Source organism: Agromyces intestinalis (assembly GCF_008365295.1).
Lineage (GTDB): Bacteria > Actinomycetota > Actinomycetes > Actinomycetales > Microbacteriaceae > Agromyces > Agromyces intestinalis.
In genome coordinates, this window is sequence record NZ_CP043505.1 from 2,033,666 (window position 1) to 2,051,634 (window position 17,969).

Below are 17,969 nucleotides of genomic sequence, written 5' to 3' on the forward strand. Positions count from 1 at the left end.
GGTCCGCCGCGATCTCCGGCTGACGGCCGCCCTCATCGCCCGAGCCATCCGCCGTCCACGGGCAGTACGACTCCCGACACGTAATCCGAGGCTGGCGATGCGAGGAACACCGTCGCGCCGGCGAGATCGGCGGCGCGCCCCCATCGTCCGGCGGGGATCCGATCCAGGATGGACCTGGATCGCACGGGGTCGTCCTGGAGCGCCTGGGTGTTGTCGGTCGCGATGTATCCGGGCGCGATCGCGTTGACGTTGACGCCGAGCGGCGCCCATTCGTTCGCCAGCGCCTTCGTGAGGCCGGCGATGCCCGATTTCGCCGCCGCGTACCCCGGCACGTTGATGCCGCCCTGGAAGCTCAACAGGCTGGCCGTGAACACGACCTTTCCGGAGCCTCGTTCCAGCATCGGTCGCGCGATGCGTTGGGTGAGCACGAACTGGCTGGAGAGATCGACGTCGATGACGCGATCCCAGAGATCGAGCGGATGCTGCGCCGCTGGTGCCCGCTCGATGGTGCCCGCGTTGTTCACGAGAATGTGCGGTGCACGCGCCGCGAGTTCTTCACCCAGCGCGATCACGGCGTCACGGTCGGCGAAATCCACCGCGCGCGCCTCGAACGAGCGGCCGAGGGCGGTGACCCGCTGTTCGATCTCGCTTCCAGTCGGTTCGATCGTGGCGCTCACGCCGATGATGTCGGCGCCCGCTTCGGCCAGCGCCACCGCCATGCCGAATCCGATGCCGCGCTTGGCGCCGGTGACGACGGCGAGACGGCCGGAGAGGTCGAATGGGCTCATGCGCGGCCTCCTTCGGGGCCGACCTCGACGAGGATCTTCATCGCCCGGCCAGCTTCGAGGTCGGCGAAGGCGGTCTGCGTGTCATCCATCGAGACGATGCGGGTGATCATCAGATCGACCGGGATCACACCGTCGGCGATGAGCTCGACGGCGGTCTCGAAGTCGGCGCGCTGATAGACCCGGGCGCCGAGAAGCCGAAGCTCCCGCCAGAAGACCCGCTGGAGGTCGATCTCGCGCGGAGTCGGATGGATGGCGACGACCACGAGCGTGCCACGCACCTTCGCGAGCGCCGTCGCGCCGAATACGGCGGATGCCGCGCCCGAGACCTCGAAGACGACGTCGGCGCCGGTGCCGGCGGTCCACTCCTCGACCCACTCCACCTGGTCGACCTGCCGTGGATCGAGCGATGGGAACCCGAGCCCCTCGATCTGCGCGCGTCGCGCCGCGTCGAGTTCGATCACGGCGACGTCAGCGCCGAACCGGCGGGCGACGATCGCGATGAGCACGCCGATCGGCCCGCCGCCGATGACCACTGCGCGCTGGCCGGGCTCGAGCTCCGAGCGGCGCACGTCATGCACGGCGACGGCGACCGGCTCGACGAGGGCGGCGGCGTCGAGGGCGATGCGATCGGGCATGCGGACGAGGGTGCGCGCCGGTACGTTCCACAGTTCCTGCAGCGCGCCGGGCGAGTCGATGCCGATGAAATCGAGGTTCTGGCAGATGTGCTCGTTCCCTGCCTGGCAGGCCGGGCAGGTCCCGTCCCAGTCCAGCGGCATCACGGTGACCTTCTCGCCGACCGACCAGCCGTCGACGCCGTCGCCGACGGCGTCGATGGTTCCGCTCATCTCGTGGCCGAAGATCAGCGGCGTGTCGACTCGGGCGTCCATGTTGCCGTGCAGGATGTGGAGGTCGGTGCCGCACAGACCGACATAGGCGACCCGGACCCGGACTTCGCCGGAGCCAGGCGGCCGACCTTCGACTTCGCCGACCTGCAGTCGGCTCTCCCCGATGTACGCGACGCTGCGCATGGCACACTCCTCAGTCATCATATGAATTGGTTGCGGGAATCATATTATGTTTGACGCGGCGGGGATCATCGCCGCCCGAACGTCAGCGGAGGGCACCACCAGCATGAAGAGCCGTCGACTGCGCAACCACCTCGCGCTCACGGAGATCGGGATGGGCGTGGCCCAGTTCGGCAACCTCAATCGGAAGACCACGGACGAGGTATCCGTCGCCGCCGTGGACGCGGCATGGAACGCCGGGATCCGCTATTTCGACACGGCGCCGCACTACGGATTGGGGCTCTCTGAGCGCCGACTCGGCGCCGCGCTCGCCGACCGGCCGCGCGACGCCTACGTGCTCTCCACCAAGGTGGGTCGACTCTTGGAGCCGACCCCCGAGCGTGCCGGCGGGCTCGACGACGAGGGATTCGTCGTGCCGGCCGACCATCGCCGAGTCTGGGACTTCTCCCGCGACGGCGTGCTCCGTTCGATCGAACAGAGCCTCGAACGCCTGGGGACGGACCGCATCGACATCGTCTACGTCCACGATCCCGATGAGCATGAGTCCGAGGCGCTCGACGGCGCCATCCCGACACTCATCGACCTGCGCGAACAGGGCGTGATCGATGCGGTCGGCGTGGGGATGAATCAGTCCGCCATGCCGGCATGGTTCGTGGCCCGCGCCGACCTCGACGTCGTCATGCTCGCGGGCCGGTACACCCTGTACGAACAGGGCGCGCTGGACGACCTGCTGCCGATCGCCCGTAGTCGCGGGGTCAGGATCGTCGCTGCCGCCGTGTACAATTCAGGGCTCCTGGCCGCGCCGACGGTTTCCGACGACGCGCACTACGACTACGGTCCAGCGCCGGCCGCCGTCATCGCGCACGCACGACGGCTGGCCGACGTGAGCGAGGAGTTCGGGATCACGCTGCCCGACGCTGCGGTCTCCTTCCCGCTGCGGGATCCCGTCGTCGCATCGGTCGTGGTCGGCGCCCGAACCGCGGAGCACATCGAGGGGACGGTGAGCCGGTATGCGACCGAGATCCCGGACGCGTTCTGGGATGCCCTGCACGATCGCGCCCTCATCCGAGCCTCTCCGCTCGCGGTTGCAGAGAGATAACATGTATGATGTACTCCAATGGATCACCGCGATGGCGGTGAGTCGACAACGACGCCGACCGAAGAAGGAATCCTGATGGGTACACAGCACCGTCGCTCCGCACTCCTGTTGACCGCATCCGTCGCGACCATCGCGGCGCTGACCGCCTGTTCCGGCGGATCGTCGGGGACGGTCGACGACTCGTTCGGCTTTGCAATCGCCGAGCAGGAGCCCGACAGCCCGATCACCGTCTGGGTCGACGCATCGCGCGAGCCCATCGCTCAGGCGTTTGAAGAAGACCACCCCGACATCCCGATCGAGATCGAGACGTACGACGGCAACGCCGGCGGCAGCGATTCGTTCCGCACGAAGATCGCACTCTTCGATCAGTCGGGTGAAGGCTGGCCCGACGTGGTGTTCTCCACGCAGACCAACGACACCTCGTGGGCGGCTCAAGAGCTGAACGGGGCGCAGCCGTTTGCGGCCCCGCTGAACAAAGGGTACTTCGACCAGGAGTTCCTCGACGGGTTCACGACGGGCGCACTCGACCCGATGACCGTCGATGGCACGGTCTACGGACTGCGCAACGACCTGGCCCCCGTCGTGCTCTGGTATGACGAGTCCCTGTTGAACGAGTTCGGGTACGAGGTTCCCGAGACCTGGGAGGACTACCTGGCGCTGAGCGATCGTCTCGCCGCCGAGCACCCGGGGTACATCCTGGGCACGGTCGGCGAGGCCTTCACCGCCACGTACATCAACTACTGGGGTGCGGCCGCGCCGATCTTTCAGCTCGACGGCAACACCTTCTCGTCCGACTTCTCGGACGAGAACTCTCAGAGGATGACCGAGTTGATCGATCACATGCTCGACAACGGAACCCTGGTCCAGGACAGCGTGTTCGGCGCCGAGTTCGTGACGAAGTACGCCGACAAGATCGTCGCGATGCCCGGCCCGGTGTGGTTCTCGGGCGCACTCTTCCAGAACCCCGACAGCCTGAACACCGCTGCGGGCCGGATCGGTGCCGCCAACCCCCTCCACTGGGAGGGCGGCGAGGAGGTCACCGGCAACGTCGGCGGCGGAGTCTGGTACGCCTCGAGCCACTCGAAGAACCTCGATGCGGTCGAGACGTTCCTCGAGTACGCCATCAGCTCCGATCGTGCGGTCGAACTCGCATCCGGACTGCCGGCCTACGATTCCGCGGCCGACCAGTGGCTCGCGACGCAGTCCGAGAGCGGATACTACGTCGGCGACTTCGCCGAGAGCGTCTCCACCGCCGCGTCGAGCGTCTGGAGCGGCTGGGGTTTCCCGAGCTTCAGCATCGAGGTGTCCTACGCCAACGTCGTCGTCCCCGGTCTCGCCGCAGGCAAGTCGCTCGCCGACCTCACGGCCGAGTGGCAGGAGGAGATGGAGAACCAGGCGCAGGTTCAGGGTTACACGGTCGAATAGACCACAAGGCAAGGACTGGCATCATCCCCACCATGACTCAGCGGTCTGCGACCGGCCCCGTCGAGGGTCGGTCGCAGACCGCGCTCACACCGTCCGGTCGGCGCGCGGATCGCAGCCGACCGGAGACCTCGAAGTCGGCTCGGCGACATCCGCGCCGTTCGCAGGCCGCAATGGGTTACGCCTTCTCCAGCGGCTACACCCTGCTGTTGCTGCTCTTCGGCGTTTTCCCGGCCGCCTACGCCCTGTTCCTGGCGTTCACGAAGGCGGGTCAGTTCGTCGGGGTCGACAACTTCGCGCGCGTGCTTTCGGACTACCGGTTCCTCCCGGCTGTCCAGAACGTCGCCACCTACCTGGTGGTCTGGCTGATCGTGCAGACCGTGCTGGTCGTCGTCCTGGCGCTGATCGTCCACTCGATCGGCGTCCGGTGGCTGTCCTCGACCGTGCGGTTCGTCTACTACATCCCCGGCGCACTCGCCGGAGCATCCAGCGTGATGCTCTGGCTGTTCCTGCTCGATCCGACGGTGAGCCCCGTCTCGGGAGTGCTCAGGGTCCTGGGTCTCGAGACGTTCGTGCAGACGGTGTCGGTGCAGAACCTGCCGATCATCTTCACGATCATCGCCTTCTGGACCGGCGCCGGCGGGTGGATCGTGATCATGTACGGCGCCCTGAACAACATCAGCGTCGAGGTGATGGAGGCGGCGCGGGTCGACGGAGCGGGCATGGTCAAGACCGCCTGGCACATCCAGATTCCCATGATGCGGAAGTGGATCACGTACATGGCCATCATGAATCTGGCGGCCGGAACGCAGCTCTTCGTCGAACCGCGCATCCTCTCCCAGGCCAGTAAGGGTGTCGTTCCGCCCGACTATTCGCTGAACCAGCTGGCCTACCTCTACGCCTTCCGCCAGGGAGATTTCAACGGATCGGCCGCAATCTCCCTGCTCCTGCTCGTCGTGGCGCTCGGGCTCGCCGCATTCTTCGTCCTAAGAGGTGGTCTGTTTGAGCGCGACTGAAGCGGTCGTCGTCCCACGAAGCACTCGGAAGCGGCTCAGCCGCCCGCGCGGCGACGTACGCCGGCTCTCCCCCTCGGGTTGGCTCGGCCGCGCCCTCGTGGTCTCGGTCGTTGCGTTGTTCGTGGTGTTCTTCGTGCTCCCCTTGGTCTGGTTGCTGCTCGCGCCGACCAAGGGCGCCCGCGAGCTGCTCGTCGCCGATCCGTTCGCGTTCGGCTCGCTGGGCACCCTCGGCACCAACTTCGCCGAACTGGCCTCGTTCCAGAACGGCATCATCTGGACCTGGCTCGGCAACTCCGCGCTGTACTCGGGGGGAGCGCTGCTGCTCACCCTGGTGGTGAGCATCCCGGCGGGGTACGCGCTCGCGCTGACCGACTTCCGGCTTCGACGGCCGCTGCTCATCGTCACGCTCGTCGTGATGCTGATCCCGAACACGGCGCTGGTGCTGCCGGTGTTCCTCGAACTCAGCGCCGTCGGGCTCGTGGGCACGCCGTGGTCGGTGATCCTCCCGTTCTCGTTCTTCCCGTTCGGGGTGTACCTGACCTACATCTACTTCTCGACGGCGGTGTCGCGCGACCTCCTCGACGCCGCCCGCATCGACGGCGCGGGGGAGTTGCGGGTCTTCGCCCGCGTGGCGATGCCACTGGCGACGCCGGTGATCGCGCTTGTGGGCTTCTTCAGCTTCGTCGGCAACTGGAACAATTTCTTCCTGCCCTTCGTGATGGTGCCCGGCCGGAAGTCCCCCGTGCAGGTCGGGCTGGCCGAGCTGCTTTCGAACGTGCCGCTGTTCAACCCGACCTCGGCGGCATCGGTGACCATTGACCTACCGGTGCTGGCACTGGCGACCATCGTCTCGGTCGGCCCGGTGCTCGTGATCTTCCTGTTCTCGCAGCGCTTCCTGGTGAGCGGCATGACGGCCGGCGGCACCAAGGGCTGAGCGCGTCGCTCAGCCTCGCGCGGCGTTCGTCGGCCGTCGGCGCTGCCATGCGTCGTCGATATGCGCGCGCATGGCGGTCTCGGCGGCCACGGGGTCGCCGGACCGGATGGCATCGAGCACCCGCTGGTGCTCCTCGAGGGTGAGCTCGAACGCCGTCTTCGTCTGGTTGCGGGCGAAGCGATCGCTGGTGCGGGCCCGCTCGTACAGGATGTGGGTGATGTTCTCGGCGAGCCCGATACCCGAGATCGCCATCACCAGGTGGTGGAAGTCGGCGTCGCCCTGTGCAAAGGCGACGGGGTCGTCCTTCACGGCGTGCATGCGCGACAACGCGTCGTCGAGTCGTGCGAGGTCGCCGTCGTCTCGGCGACGCGCGGACTCGGCGGACATCGTGCCCTCGAGCGCCGACCGCACAATCGTCAACTCGTCGAGCACGCCGAGCGTGTCATCGTGTTCGAGGAGGACCGAGAGCACGACCGGATCGAGGATGTTCCACGAGGCGTGGGGCTGCACAACGGTGCCGCGTCCCTGCACGGCACGAACGAGGCCCTTCTCCTCGAGCCGCTTGACCGACTCGCGGATGACCGTTCGACTCACGCCGAAATGCGCGGTGAGGGGTTGCTCGGGAGGGAGCAGCTCGCCGGCCGCGATCTCGCCGGTCACGATCGCCGTGACCAGGCCGTGGACGACGGCGACGCCGAGCCTCGCGGAGGGCATTCGGGCGGCCCCCGGCGCGAGAACCGGAAGAATCTCGGACTCGCTGCTCAGCTCAGTCACCGCCCCAGTGTATCGAGGACGGCCGTCCGGACGGGGCCTTGCGCATCCGCGTCGTGCGACCTTACTTGCGCACTGCCGGCCGCGAACCGCCGATCGGGGCGATCCGGTTTTCACGGACGTGCGGGCCGTCCGAGACCAGCCACGATGCCGTCCGCTGCTCGGCAGCGATCAGCTCCTCGTCGATCTCGATGCCGGCGCCCGGCCGATCGCCGAGCACGATGCCGCCGTCGGCGTACTGCTCGTCGACCGTGACGCCGTACGGCGCACCGAGATCCTGGATCTCCGCGGTGAGGTGGTTCGGCACGGACGCGGCCGCGTGCGCGACCGTCGGCATAGCTGTGAGCCCGACCGGGCTGACGGGCAGGTCGTGCGCGTAGGCGGCGTACGCGACGCGGAGGAAGTGGGTGACGCCCCAGTTCGCGCCGGCCTGCACGATGTCGACGGCGCCGAGTTCGAAGAGCCGCTGGTACTGCTCGAGCCCGGTCAGGTTCTCGCCAGTGGCGACGGCGGCCCGGACGGACCTGCTCAGCCGGGCGTGACCCGGGGCGTCCCACCGGCGAAGCGGCTCCTCGATCCAGGTGAGGTCGTGGGCCTCCTCGACGGCATGGACATGCCGGACGGCCTGCTTCAGGTTCCACGACTCGTTCGCGTCGAGCATGAGGCCCGGATGCTCCGTGGCTGGAGCGAGCGCGTCGGCGATCACGCCGAGCCGTCGAATGTCGGCGTCGAGGTCGCGGCCGCCCTTCAGCTTGCCGGCCGAGAAGCCGCGCTCGGCCATGTGGCGGTAGAAGGCGAACAGCGACTCGTCGTCGAGCGCGATGTCCAGCCCGGAGGCGTAGCCGGGGACGAACCGGTCGCGGGCGCCGAGCAGCCGCCACAGCGGTTCGCCGGCGATCTTGGCCTTGAGATCCCAGAGCGCCATGTCGAACGACCCGATCCCGCCGAAGGTCGCACCGCTGTGTCCCGACTTGAAGACCCGGCCGAGCATCCGATCGTAGAGCGCGCTGACGGCGCGCGGATCCTCGCCCTCGAGCGCCGGGAACAGCACGTCAAGCGCGACGTGGGAGCCGAGGCCGATGCCCTCGATGCCCTCGTCGGTCTCGAGGACCACGATCGGCACCTCGGTGACCCCGGACCGGATGAATCCGTTCACATCGCCGATCGGTCGACCCCAGTCGCGGAAGCTGCTGAGCTCGCGATATCCAGTGATTTTCATGTCGTCCCTGACCGTTCAGCGAATTGGAGAACAGGAAACAGCATACATCACATGTTCGCGCCTGCTGCGAGGGCCGCTCCGGCGGGAGCGGCTGCGGGGGATCGGCGAGCCCTTTCATCATACGTACTATTGCAAAGAGGTGATACGTATGCTTGCGTGTCCTCTGGGCACTGCAGCCCGTCAGGTACGAAGGGGTGGTTCGAGACATGTCAGCGAAGACAGGGGAAACGACGCGTCGCACCGTGCGACGGTCGATGCGAGCGTCGATGCTCGCCGCGGCCTCGATCGGCGCACTGGTCGTCAGCCTGGTTCCCATCGGCGCGCACGCCGCGCCGCCCGACAAGGACCGGACGTTCCATGCGTCCCCCGATGGGCGGGATATCGGCCAATGCCAGGAGCAGCACCCATGTTCGCTCGACCGCGTGCAGCAGGTCGTGCGCGACGAGGTGCGGAAGGCCAAGGGCGATGTCACCGTCGAGCTCGCCGACGGGACCTACCGGATCGCCGAGCCGCTCGAGTTCGGTGCGGAGGACGGCGGCCGGGAGGGCCGGACCGTCACGTGGGCGGCCGCCCCCGGTGCCCACCCCGAGTTGACGGGGGCCACGGCGGTCACGGGGTGGCGTCCGTCCGAGGTCGACCCCGCCGTGTACGTCGCCGACGTGCCGGTCGGCGTCGACAGCAGGCAGCTGTACGTCAACGGCATCATCGCGCCGCGCGCCTCGATGCGGCTGCAGAACTCGGCGGTCTCGATCACCGCGGCGGGGATCGTCATCGTCGACCCGGCGCTCCGGTACCTCGCCGACCTGCCCGACCAGGATCGGATCGAGTTCCAGTCGCTGGGTGACTTCACCAACCGGTACTCGCCGGTCGATCACATCAGCGGCGACCTGATCACCATGGCCCAGCCCGCGTGGAACAACAACACCTGGGGCTGGGACACCGTCCAGAACTCATTCCTCGCCGGGCCGACCTGGTACCTCGAGAATTCGCTGGAGTTCGTCGACGAGGTCGGTGAGTGGTATCTCGCTCCCGACGCCGGATCGCTGTACTACCAGGCGGCCGAGGGCGTGGACCCGAACGACCTGGACATCGAGCTCCCTCGTCTGGACGTGCTCGTGAGCATCGGCGGGACCTACGACGAACCGGTCACTGGTCTCGCGTTCGAGGGTCTCCGGTTCTCGGGCACCTCGTGGCTCGGTCCGTCGGTCGACGGCTACGCGAACCAGCAGAACGGCGCCTACCTGAAGGGGGTCTTCGAGTACCGGCCCGACGACGCGTTCACCAGCTGCTCCCGCGGCTGCGAGATGTTCGAGCGCGCACGCAACGACTGGTACCAGGAGCCCGCAGCCGTGCAGGTGTCCGCCGCGAGCGACGTCTCCTTCACTCGCAACACGTTCACTGCCCTCGGGCAGTCGGCGCTCGGCATCGGCAACGACGCGAACGCCACTCGGTCGGGCGTGGGCCTCGGGGCGAGCGACATCGCCGTGGTGGGGAACGCCTTCAACGAGGTCGGCGGCCACGGCATCGTGGTCGGCGGGGTGCGCCCGGACGCGCACCACCCGAGCGACGAACGGATGACCAACCGCGACATCCGCCTCGAGCACAACACCGTCAACCGGGTCGCCGTCGACTACAAGGACAACTCGGGCATCCTCAGCACGTACGTCACCGGTGCCCGGATCGTCCACAACGAGGTCGCCAACGTCTCGTACGACGGCATCGACACCGGCTACGGCTGGGGCGCCAACGACGCCGGCGGCTCCGACGACTACGCGGACCGGGGCTACTACAACTGGAGTCCCCGGTATGACACGCCCACCACGCTGAAGGACAACTACGTCGCCGGCAACCTGGTGCACGACACCAAGGCGCGCTTCGCCGACGGGGGCACCCTCTACAACCTCTCGGCGAGCCCGGGCACGATCGTCGAACGGAACTACCTGTACAACATCTCCGGCGTCGCGCTGTACCTCGACGAGGGCACGCGGTACACCACCTACCGGCACAACGTGCTCCAGGGTGGCAACCCGTGGGTCTTCACGAACGCCTATAGCATGCGCAACCACACGAACGACAACCTGCTCGAGGAGAACTGGTACAACTCCGGCGGCGCGCAGATCCCGAACGCGGCCGCGAAGAACAACCAGTTGATCGGCAATGTCCTGGTGACCGGAGACGAGTGGCCGACGGCTGCGCGTGAGGTGATGTGCGACGCGGGCGTCGGCATCGAGTACCGCACCGCGCTGAACGCCAACCTGTTCGGCCTCGCCGACTGCCCGATCGAGTCACCGGTCGGGGCCGAGCACCGCACGGCCGGGACGCCGGGTGTAGGCACCGTCTTCGCCCAGACCGGGTCCGACTTCGGCATCGCCGCAGCCGGGTCCGACATCTGGGGCGCCGGTGGTCAGCGCGACGACGAGTTCGGCGCGATCGTGCGGGCCGGCGCCGTCGACTCGGAGTCCACCGTGGTGGCGCGGGTGAACTCACTGAACGACGTCAACGCCTGGGCGAAGTCCGGTGTGATGCTCCGTAACGACATCACGGAGTCCGGATCCTCCGCGGGGTATGCGGTGACGGCGGTCACGCGGCGGAACGGTGTCGTCTTCGCCTGGGATTCGAACGGCGACGGCTACATCGACACCGACGCGCGAGCGAACGTCAACACCTTCCGACCGATCTGGGTGAAACTCACCCGCTCGGAGTCCGAGGTGTCTGGTTCGTACTCCTTCGATGGGGTGAACTACGTGAGGATCGGGTCGGCGGTCACACTGCCCGGAGCGGCCGACGAGCAGGACGGCGGCATCTTCTCCACCTCGCATGATCGCTCGCAATGGGCGATCAACGTGTTCAGCGACCTGGCGGTCGAGTAAGCCCGGAACGCGGCGGCGACCCCCTCGGGCGGTCGCCGCCGCCTTCACTCACGGACCGACCGAGCCTCGGTCGATCAGATCGGGCTGGAGATACGCCCGACGCGCACTGGCTTGTGCGACCTCGGGCCAGTCGCGCTCGCCCACCACTCGGCGCACCCGGGCGACCCAGTCGATGAAGCGACCGCCAATGCCGAAGGTCGCCGAGACCGGCCAGTCGCTGCCGAGCATCGTGCGCTGCGGGCCGAACGCGGTGAGCGCGTGTTCGACGAACGCATCGGCGTTGCGGTCGAACGCAGTCGGATCGGACGATTCCGCGGTCAACCCCGACAGCTTCACGAACGTTCCGGGTCGCGTCGCCACGCGCATGATGGCATCGGACCAGCGCCGCCCGGCCGGTGAGTCGATCCCCGCGTCTACGGGCGGCTTGCCGAGGTGATCGAGGATGACCGTGACATCTGGGACCCGCTCGAGCAGCGCGACGAGCGCGTCCAGTTGCGGATGCCGCACACACGCGTCGAACGAGAGGCCTCGTTCGGCGATTATCCGGAGCCCGTCCGCGCGTTCGGCGAAGGAGTCGGTCGAGTCGTCCTGCAGTAGATCGCGCACGCCGACGACGCGCGGAAGCTCGGCGAGGGCGTCCAGATGCGGGCCCAACTTGGCGGCGGCGCGCAGGTCGGCATCCGCGACGATCGCGATGAGCTCGGGCCAGTCCGAACGCGCCACCCACGTCGCCTCGGCGAGCGCGTCGTGCGGTGCCGCGCCCGCCTGCACGAAGACCATGCCCGTCGCGGCTCCGTCGGCACGGTCGATCTGCGCGGGTAGCATGGGCCGGCGCAGGTCGGTTCCGTTGAGCCATGGGTAGTCGTGGCGCGCCGGATCCCAGACGTGCACGTGGGCGTCGACGAGGCCGATCGTCACAACCCCTCCGCCCGCTGTGCGCGCAGATCCCACACGATGTCGAGCGGCTCGAAGCCGGGATCTCCGCTCGCGTCGCGGTACACCTCGACGAACGGGCCGATCGTGGCCTGCCAGTCGACATTCGCAGGCTCGTCGTCGAGCGCGGTGACCGCGGCGTCCCAGTCGTCACAGGCGACGAGGTGGAACATGTGATTGCCCGAGCGCCAGATCGTCCACTCGTGGATGCCGACGCGCGGGAAGGCTTCGGCGAGGTCATCTGGGATGCGGACGTGCGCCTCGACATATCCGTCGCGCACCTCGGAGTGCAGCGCGATCCGTTCGGTAGAAGTCATAGGTCATATGTTCTCATGTGCCGACGACCGGCACCCGATACGAATCAGGCTGCGCGCAGGATCGACGTGAGCTTCTTGCCCCGGGCGAGCTCGTCGACGAGCTTGTCGAGATACCGCACCTTCTGCATGAGCGGGTCCTCGATCTCCTCGACCCGAACGCCGCAGATCACGCCGGTGATGAGGGTCGCGTTCGGGTTGAACGCGGGTGCCTGCTCGAAGAACGTCTCGAGGTCGACCTCGTCGGCGAGCACGCGCTGGAGTGCGGCCTCGTCGTAGCCGGTGAGCCACTCGATGACCTCGTCGAGTTCGGCCCGGCTGCGCTGCTTGCGCTCGACCTTGTCGACGTAGAGCGGATAGATCTTCGCGAAGCTCATGCGGAAGATGTTGCGCGCCATGGGTTGCCCTCCCCGCGTCGTTGCCGTGGCCGCGCCCGACGGTGCGGCGCTTCCAGCGTAGACCGGCTTCTTCTTCGCGACTCCGGCACTGATGCGCCTGTGGCATCAGTGCCGGAGTCGCCTGTCACGGCCCGTCGCCGAGAAGTCGAGTCGGCCTGCCGTCCACGTGCCGCTCGCCGAGGTGCGCGGCGGCGCGCTCGCCCGGGTGCTCGCCGAGGCTCCCGCGGGCGCGGTGGTGCTGCCCGACGCGGTCGACGATGACGACATCCGGCTCATCGCCCAGGCGACGGATGCCGCGACCCGCGCCGGTGCGACGGTCGTCGTGCGATCGGCGTCGCCCCTGGCCGCTGAACTCGCCGGCGTCGCGAGCCGCAGGCTGCTGGCCGCTCCGATCGCGTCCGGGGTCGGCCCTGTGCTGCTCGCGTGCGGTTCGCACACGGCCGGGGCGACCGCGCAGCTCGACGCGGTCGTCGCCGACTGGGGTGCGCCCGCCGTGATCGACACGGATGCCGCGCTGACCGACCCGGTCGCGGCCGGTCATACGGCGGCCGACGCCGCGCGGCGGGCGCTGGCCGGCCGCGATCTCGCGTTCGTGACCACCGAGCGCGACCGTTCCGCGTCGCACAACACGCTCGCGCACGGTGAACGCGTCATGACGGCCCTCACGACCGCGGTGCGCGATCTGCTGCCCGATGTGTCGGTCGTGGTGGCGAAGGGCGGCATCACGTCGGCGGAAGTGGCCCGCACCGGGATCGGCGCGCGATCGGCCGTCGTGCTGGGGCAGGTGCTGCCGGGCGTCTCGGTGTGGCGCATGACCGCCCACGACGGGCGCGAGGTGCTCTACGCGGTCGTGCCGGGCAACGTCGGCGGGCCCGACACACTCGTGCAGGTGCTCGACGCGGTCGGGGTGCGGGCGCTCGATCGGGCGTGAGCGTTGCGGGAGGCGAAGAATCGGAGCCGATGACGGGAATCGAACCCGCGCTGTCTGCTTGGGAAGCAGAAGTTCTACCATTGAACTACATCGGCGTGCGCCGCATCCGCGGCGTCGAATCATCCTAACAACGCCGACGGCGGTTCTCGCACCGGCCTCCTGGCGCATCGGCCTCCGAAGCCCCGCGAAGCGGTCCGACACCCGGCGCGGCAAGGGATGTGCCACATCGGGCATACGGCGTGCGGAAGGCTGAGCCCATGGGGGCCATGGATCGCCGAAGCCGCACCGTCACCAGCCGCGTAGTCGCCGTCTGCATCGCGCTCGCCGCAACCGCGTCGCTCGCCGGATGCGCGTCACCGGGTCAGCAGCGACTCGAGCGGGCCATCGAGGAGCAGGTCGCCGCTGCGGCCGACGGCGCCGGGTTCGTCTCGCAGTCGCCGGGTCTCAACGCACCCGCCGACGCGATCGGCGCCTACGCGCGCAACATCCAGGACGAACTGATCGGCACGGGCGTGCAACCGAAGGGCGACTCCGGCTGGATCCCGGGCTCGCCCGACCACGCGGAGCCGTTGCGACTCGTCGCGATCGAGCCGAACGACGACGCGTCGCGAGACGATCCGGTCGGCGCGCTGGTGCTCGCCAGTCGGCTGACCGTCGTCTCGGATCACGACCGGCCTCCCTACGACCACTGCGTGCGCGTCGAGTTCGATCGGTGGGGGTGGATCGAGGGCTCGGTGCGCGGCACGGCATGCCCCGACCCCCTCACCGAGATCGTGCCGCCGCCCGACCTGCGACCCATCGTGCCCGACTCCGCGGAGGCGGTCGCCATCGCCGTGCTCGCATCGGCAGCGGATGCCTCGGCCGACGAGCTGGCCGCGACGATCGCCGCGCAACTGCCGCCAGAGCCCGACGGGCCGCCGGTCGCCGAGGTGCGGGTGCTGCGGGAGGGCGACCGGGTCGGCCTCGCGATGGGCGATGCGCGCGACTGCCTGCTGGTTCGCGCCGAAGACGGTGCGGCCGAGCGCGTGCACGTGCAGAAGATCCAGCTCCAGCCCGGCGAACTGGGGTGCCGACCCGAGACCGCGCTGCTGCGGGAGTTCCCCAAGACGCACTGAGATCCGCCGAGCCGTGGCTAGGCTGGCTGCCGTGCTGCTCTCAGACCGTGACATCCGGGCCGAGCTCGAAGGCGGCCGAATCCGACTCGAGCCGTCCGATCCGAGCATGCTGCAGCCCAGCAGCGTCGACGTGCGCCTCGACCGGTACTTCCGCCTCTTCGACAATCACAAGTACCCGTTCATCGACCCGGCCGAAGACCAGCCCGAGCTGACGCACCTGATCGAGGTGCGCCCCGACGAGGCGTTCATCCTGCACCCGGGCGAGTTCGTGCTGGCGTCGACGTTCGAGGCGGTCACCCTGCCCGACGACGTGGCGGCGCGGCTCGAGGGGAAGAGCTCGCTGGGCCGGCTCGGCCTGCTCACGCACTCGACCGCCGGGTTCATCGATCCCGGCTTCACCGGGCACGTGACGCTCGAGCTGTCGAACGTCGCGACCCTGCCGATCAAGCTGTGGCCGGGCATGAAGATCGGGCAGATGTGCTTCTTCCGGCTTTCGTCGCCGGCCGAGAAGCCGTACGGTTCGGCCGACTACTCGAGCCGGTACCAGGGGCAGCGGGGGCCGACGGCGTCGCGGTCGTTCCAGAACTTCCATCGCACCGATGTGAGCATCACGGATGCGGGGGCTTCGGGCGCGTAGGCCGCGGACGGGACGCGACCGCCGGATGCCCCGCCGACGCGACACCCCGTCAACCCCTCGTCTGCGCGGGCGGTGAGCCGGTAGGCAGGAGTCATGGTCGAGGAATCCGATGCGCTCGCCGAGGCGTGCGCGCGTGCTGCGCTCGCCGCGGGCGTGCGCGTCGCCGTGGCGGAGTCGCTCACGAGCGGCAGCATCGCCACCACGCTCGGCAAGGCGCACGAGGCCAGCGAGTGGTTCTCGGGCGGTGTGGTCGCGTACGACCCCGAGGTGAAGTTCGGCGTGCTCGGCGTCGACCGCGGCCCGGTCGTCACGGCGAAGGCGGCGCGGCAGATGGCCGAGGGGCTGCTGCACCTCATGCCCGTCGAGGCGGTGGTCGCGGTCACAGGGGCCGGCGGGCCGGGCCCGGAAGAGGGCGAGCCCGCCGGAACGGTCTTCATCGCGCACGGGCGGGTAGGGCATCCGGATGCTCCGGCCAGGATCGCCGTCGAGGAGCACCGGTTCGACGGTGATCCGACCGATGTGGTCCGCCAGACCGTGGAGGCGGCGCTTCGCGCCCTGCTTGGGGAGCTCGAGGCGCCCGCGTGACGGGTGAGGACGCGGGCACGGCGTCGGACGCAGCCGACGCGACCGAGTTCGGCATCGAGGAGGAGTTCGTGCTCCTCGACCCCGAGACGCTGCGGCCGGCGCCCGTCGGCCCCGAGGTGCTCGCCCGGCTCCGGGCCGCCGGATTCGAGACGGCGACCTCGGAGTTCCTCGCCTCGCAGATCGAGTTCGCGAGCCCGATCCTCCACGACGGCGAGGGAGCCACCGCCGAGCTCGTGCGATTCCGACGCGAGGCGGCGGGCATCGCACGGGAACTCGGTGTGGTCGCCGCCTCGACCGGCACGCCCTTCGACAGCGAAGACGACCCCGAGGTGTTCCCCGAAGACCGGTATGCCCGGGTGCACGCCGACATCGGCGCGATGATCGCCGACCACCAGGTGTGCGGCCTGCACGTGCACCTCGGCATCGCCGCTCGCGCCGACCGGGTGCGCGTGCTGAACGGGCTGCGACCGTGGATCCCGATGCTCACCGCGCTCGCCGCGAACGCGCCGTTCCATCGCGGCGTCGACAGCGGGTTCGCAAGCTGGCGCACGATCGTGCTGCGCCGGTGGACGACGAACGGCGTGCCCGCGCCATTCGCCGACGAGGCCGACTACGACCGGCGGCTCGCCGAGCTCGTGGGTGTGGGCGTCACGCGCGACCGCGCGCTCATCGCCTGGATGCTACGGCTCTCGCACCACCTGCCCACCGCCGAGTTGCGCTTTGCGGACGCGCAGCTCGACGTCGCCGATTCGGTTGCGATCGCGCTGCTCTGTCGCGAGCTGGTGCGCGGCATCCTGCAGGGTGCGGATGCCACGAGCGAATCGGATGCGACGAGCGAATCTTCCCCGCCGTTCAGCGGTGAACTCATCGATGCGGCGCTGTGGGCGGCCGCACACGACGGGCACGAGGCATCCGTGCCCGATCCGGTGCGAGGCGCCCTCGTGCCGGTACGCGATGCCGTGGCGAGCGCGCTCGCGTCGGCGCCCGACGACGTGCGCGAGCGCGTTGCCGATCTGCTCGCCCGCGGATCGGGGGCGGAGCGGCAGCGTGCCGCGCTCGCCGGAGGCGGCAGGGCTGCGCTCCGGGCGCTCTTCGAATAGCTAGTTCTCGGGCGGCGGGTACGGCGCGTCGCGCAGCACGCGCGCGAGGTGCGCGCTGTGCCGGGCGACCGTCGCGTTCGTGGTCGCCACCGCGTCGGGCGTGGCATCCAGGTCTTTGTAGTCGGTCTTGCCCATCGCCTCGCCGTTCCAGTAGGTCGACGCCTGCGATGCGACCGAGAACCCGACATCGACGAGCGCCTGCTGCACGTCGGCGATGATCGCGTGCGCGCCGTCCTCATTGCCGACGACCGCGACGGCGGCGACCTTGCCGGCCAGGATCGGCCGGCCGGCGTCGTCGGTCTCGCTGAGTTCTGCGTCGAGTCGCTCGAGCGCGCGCTGGGCGACGCTCGACGGATGTCCCATCCAGGTGGGCGTGGCGAACAGCAGCACGTCGGCCGCCATCACCTTCGCGCGGATCGACGGCCACTCGTCGCCGTCGCCCATGTCGGCTTCGACGCCCGGCTTGATGTCGTGGTCGACCACGCGGACCAGCTCGGTCGTCGCTCCGTCGGCCTCGAACAGGTCGAGCACCTGCCGGGAGATGAGCTCGGTGCTCGACGCCGCAGGCGACGGCTTCAGGGTGCAGTTGAGTGCGAGCACTCGCAGATCGGGCATGACTTCTACTCCTTCGTTGCTGCGCGCAGTTCCGGCCGGAGTTCCGCTTCGACGTGATCGAGTCCGAACTGCATCATGCTCCGAACCGTAGGCGCGCCTCGGCGCAGCCGCATCGGCTTGACGCGCGCAGCCGAGCGTGTCACGCGTCGGATGCCTCGGAGCTACGCGCCCCGCGGCATCCACGCAACCCGTTGCCG

The 17,969-nt window shown here is 69.0% G+C and carries 18 protein-coding genes and 1 tRNA gene; 10 read left to right on the plus strand and 9 right to left on the minus strand.

Annotation, left to right across the window (positions count from 1 at the left end; genetic code table 11):
- Window positions 1-32: 32 nt before the first annotated feature.
- The gene (locus tag FLP10_RS09310; protein WP_149160614.1) at window positions 33-788 is read right to left on the minus strand and encodes an SDR family oxidoreductase; all 756 of its coding nucleotides are present in this window, start codon (window positions 786-788) and stop codon (window positions 33-35) included.
- Window positions 785-1,816, minus strand: coding sequence for a zinc-dependent alcohol dehydrogenase (locus tag FLP10_RS09315; protein ID WP_149160615.1), 1,032 nt, complete (start codon window positions 1,814-1,816; stop codon window positions 785-787). Before FLP10_RS09315 ends, FLP10_RS09310 begins: the two co-directional genes overlap by 4 nt.
- 103 nt (window positions 1,817-1,919) lie before the next feature.
- Between FLP10_RS09315 and FLP10_RS09320 the strand changes: the two genes are divergently transcribed.
- The 4 genes from FLP10_RS09320 (at window position 1,920) to FLP10_RS09335 (ending at window position 6,284) form a co-directional block, all read left to right on the plus strand.
- Window positions 1,920-2,912: an aldo/keto reductase gene (locus FLP10_RS09320; RefSeq protein ID WP_149160616.1), complete on the plus strand. Its 993-nt coding sequence runs from the start codon at window positions 1,920-1,922 to the stop codon at window positions 2,910-2,912.
- 18 nt (window positions 2,913-2,930) lie between these two features.
- Window positions 2,931-4,337, plus strand: coding sequence for an ABC transporter substrate-binding protein (locus FLP10_RS09325; protein ID WP_246149969.1), 1,407 nt, complete (start codon window positions 2,931-2,933; stop codon window positions 4,335-4,337).
- 170 nt (window positions 4,338-4,507) lie between these two features.
- Window positions 4,508-5,350 carry a carbohydrate ABC transporter permease gene (locus FLP10_RS09330; RefSeq protein WP_149160617.1) on the plus strand — a complete coding sequence of 281 codons (843 nt, stop codon included), beginning with the start codon at window positions 4,508-4,510 and terminating at the stop codon, window positions 5,348-5,350.
- Window positions 5,337-6,284 carry a carbohydrate ABC transporter permease gene (locus FLP10_RS09335; protein WP_149160618.1) on the plus strand — a complete coding sequence of 316 codons (948 nt, stop codon included), beginning with the start codon at window positions 5,337-5,339 and terminating at the stop codon, window positions 6,282-6,284. Before FLP10_RS09330 ends, FLP10_RS09335 begins: the two co-directional genes overlap by 14 nt.
- A gap of 9 nt (window positions 6,285-6,293) precedes the next feature.
- On the opposite strand, the gene FLP10_RS09340 is transcribed toward FLP10_RS09335, so the two are convergent.
- Together FLP10_RS09340 and FLP10_RS09345 are read right to left on the minus strand one after the other, a co-directional pair.
- Window positions 6,294-7,058, minus strand: coding sequence for a FadR/GntR family transcriptional regulator (locus tag FLP10_RS09340; protein ID WP_246149970.1), 765 nt, complete (start codon window positions 7,056-7,058; stop codon window positions 6,294-6,296).
- A gap of 61 nt (window positions 7,059-7,119) precedes the next feature.
- Window positions 7,120-8,274 carry a mandelate racemase/muconate lactonizing enzyme family protein gene (locus tag FLP10_RS09345; RefSeq protein WP_149160619.1) on the minus strand — a complete coding sequence of 385 codons (1,155 nt, stop codon included), beginning with the start codon at window positions 8,272-8,274 and terminating at the stop codon, window positions 7,120-7,122.
- 206 nt (window positions 8,275-8,480) lie between these two features.
- Between FLP10_RS09345 and FLP10_RS09350 the strand changes: the two genes are divergently transcribed.
- Window positions 8,481-11,144 carry a DUF1349 domain-containing protein gene (locus FLP10_RS09350; protein WP_246149971.1) on the plus strand — a complete coding sequence of 888 codons (2,664 nt, stop codon included), beginning with the start codon at window positions 8,481-8,483 and terminating at the stop codon, window positions 11,142-11,144.
- A 48-nt stretch (window positions 11,145-11,192) separates the two neighbouring features.
- Here FLP10_RS09350 and FLP10_RS09355 read toward each other — a convergent pair whose 3' ends face one another.
- From FLP10_RS09355 to FLP10_RS09365, 3 genes are read right to left on the minus strand one after another with little or no spacing between them, the layout of a single operon-like run.
- Complete coding sequence (locus FLP10_RS09355; protein ID WP_168209151.1) at window positions 11,193-12,062, minus strand: amidohydrolase family protein; 870 nt, start codon at window positions 12,060-12,062, stop codon at window positions 11,193-11,195.
- On the minus strand, window positions 12,059-12,394 hold the full coding sequence (locus FLP10_RS09360) for an L-rhamnose mutarotase (protein ID WP_149160621.1): 336 nt from the start codon (window positions 12,392-12,394) through the stop codon (window positions 12,059-12,061). The genes FLP10_RS09355 and FLP10_RS09360 overlap by 4 nt, the downstream gene beginning before the upstream one ends.
- A 44-nt stretch (window positions 12,395-12,438) precedes the next feature.
- Window positions 12,439-12,789, minus strand: coding sequence for a DUF2200 domain-containing protein (locus tag FLP10_RS09365; RefSeq protein WP_149160622.1), 351 nt, complete (start codon window positions 12,787-12,789; stop codon window positions 12,439-12,441).
- A 91-nt stretch (window positions 12,790-12,880) separates the two neighbouring features.
- Between FLP10_RS09365 and FLP10_RS09370 the strand changes: the two genes are divergently transcribed.
- A complete protein-coding gene (locus FLP10_RS09370; protein ID WP_149160623.1) occupies window positions 12,881-13,720 on the plus strand; it encodes a nucleotide-binding domain containing protein in 840 nt (279 codons plus the stop codon).
- 24 nt (window positions 13,721-13,744) lie between these two features.
- On the opposite strand, the gene FLP10_RS09375 is transcribed toward FLP10_RS09370, so the two are convergent.
- A tRNA-Gly gene (locus FLP10_RS09375) sits at window positions 13,745-13,815 on the minus strand.
- A gap of 162 nt (window positions 13,816-13,977) precedes the next feature.
- On the opposite strand from FLP10_RS09375, the gene FLP10_RS09380 reads away from it, so the two are divergent.
- The 4 genes from FLP10_RS09380 to FLP10_RS09395 all read left to right on the plus strand — a co-directional run bounded on the left by FLP10_RS09380 (window position 13,978) and on the right by FLP10_RS09395 (window position 17,157).
- A complete protein-coding gene (locus FLP10_RS09380; RefSeq protein ID WP_149160624.1) occupies window positions 13,978-14,835 on the plus strand; it encodes a hypothetical protein in 858 nt (285 codons plus the stop codon).
- Between the two features lie 31 nt (window positions 14,836-14,866).
- Window positions 14,867-15,472 (plus strand): dCTP deaminase, encoded by a 606-nt coding sequence (gene dcd, locus FLP10_RS09385; protein ID WP_149160625.1) that lies wholly within the window; start codon window positions 14,867-14,869, stop codon window positions 15,470-15,472.
- A gap of 93 nt (window positions 15,473-15,565) precedes the next feature.
- Window positions 15,566-16,057: a CinA family protein gene (locus FLP10_RS09390; protein ID WP_149160626.1), complete on the plus strand. Its 492-nt coding sequence runs from the start codon at window positions 15,566-15,568 to the stop codon at window positions 16,055-16,057.
- Entirely contained in the window at window positions 16,054-17,157 is a 1,104-nt protein-coding gene (locus FLP10_RS09395; protein WP_149160627.1) for a carboxylate-amine ligase, read from the plus strand. Before FLP10_RS09390 ends, FLP10_RS09395 begins: the two co-directional genes overlap by 4 nt.
- Here the strand turns inward: FLP10_RS09395 and FLP10_RS09400 are convergent, their stop codons facing one another.
- Window positions 17,158-17,772: a flavodoxin family protein gene (locus FLP10_RS09400; protein WP_149160628.1), complete on the minus strand. Its 615-nt coding sequence runs from the start codon at window positions 17,770-17,772 to the stop codon at window positions 17,158-17,160.
- Window positions 17,773-17,969: the final 197 nt, after the last annotated feature.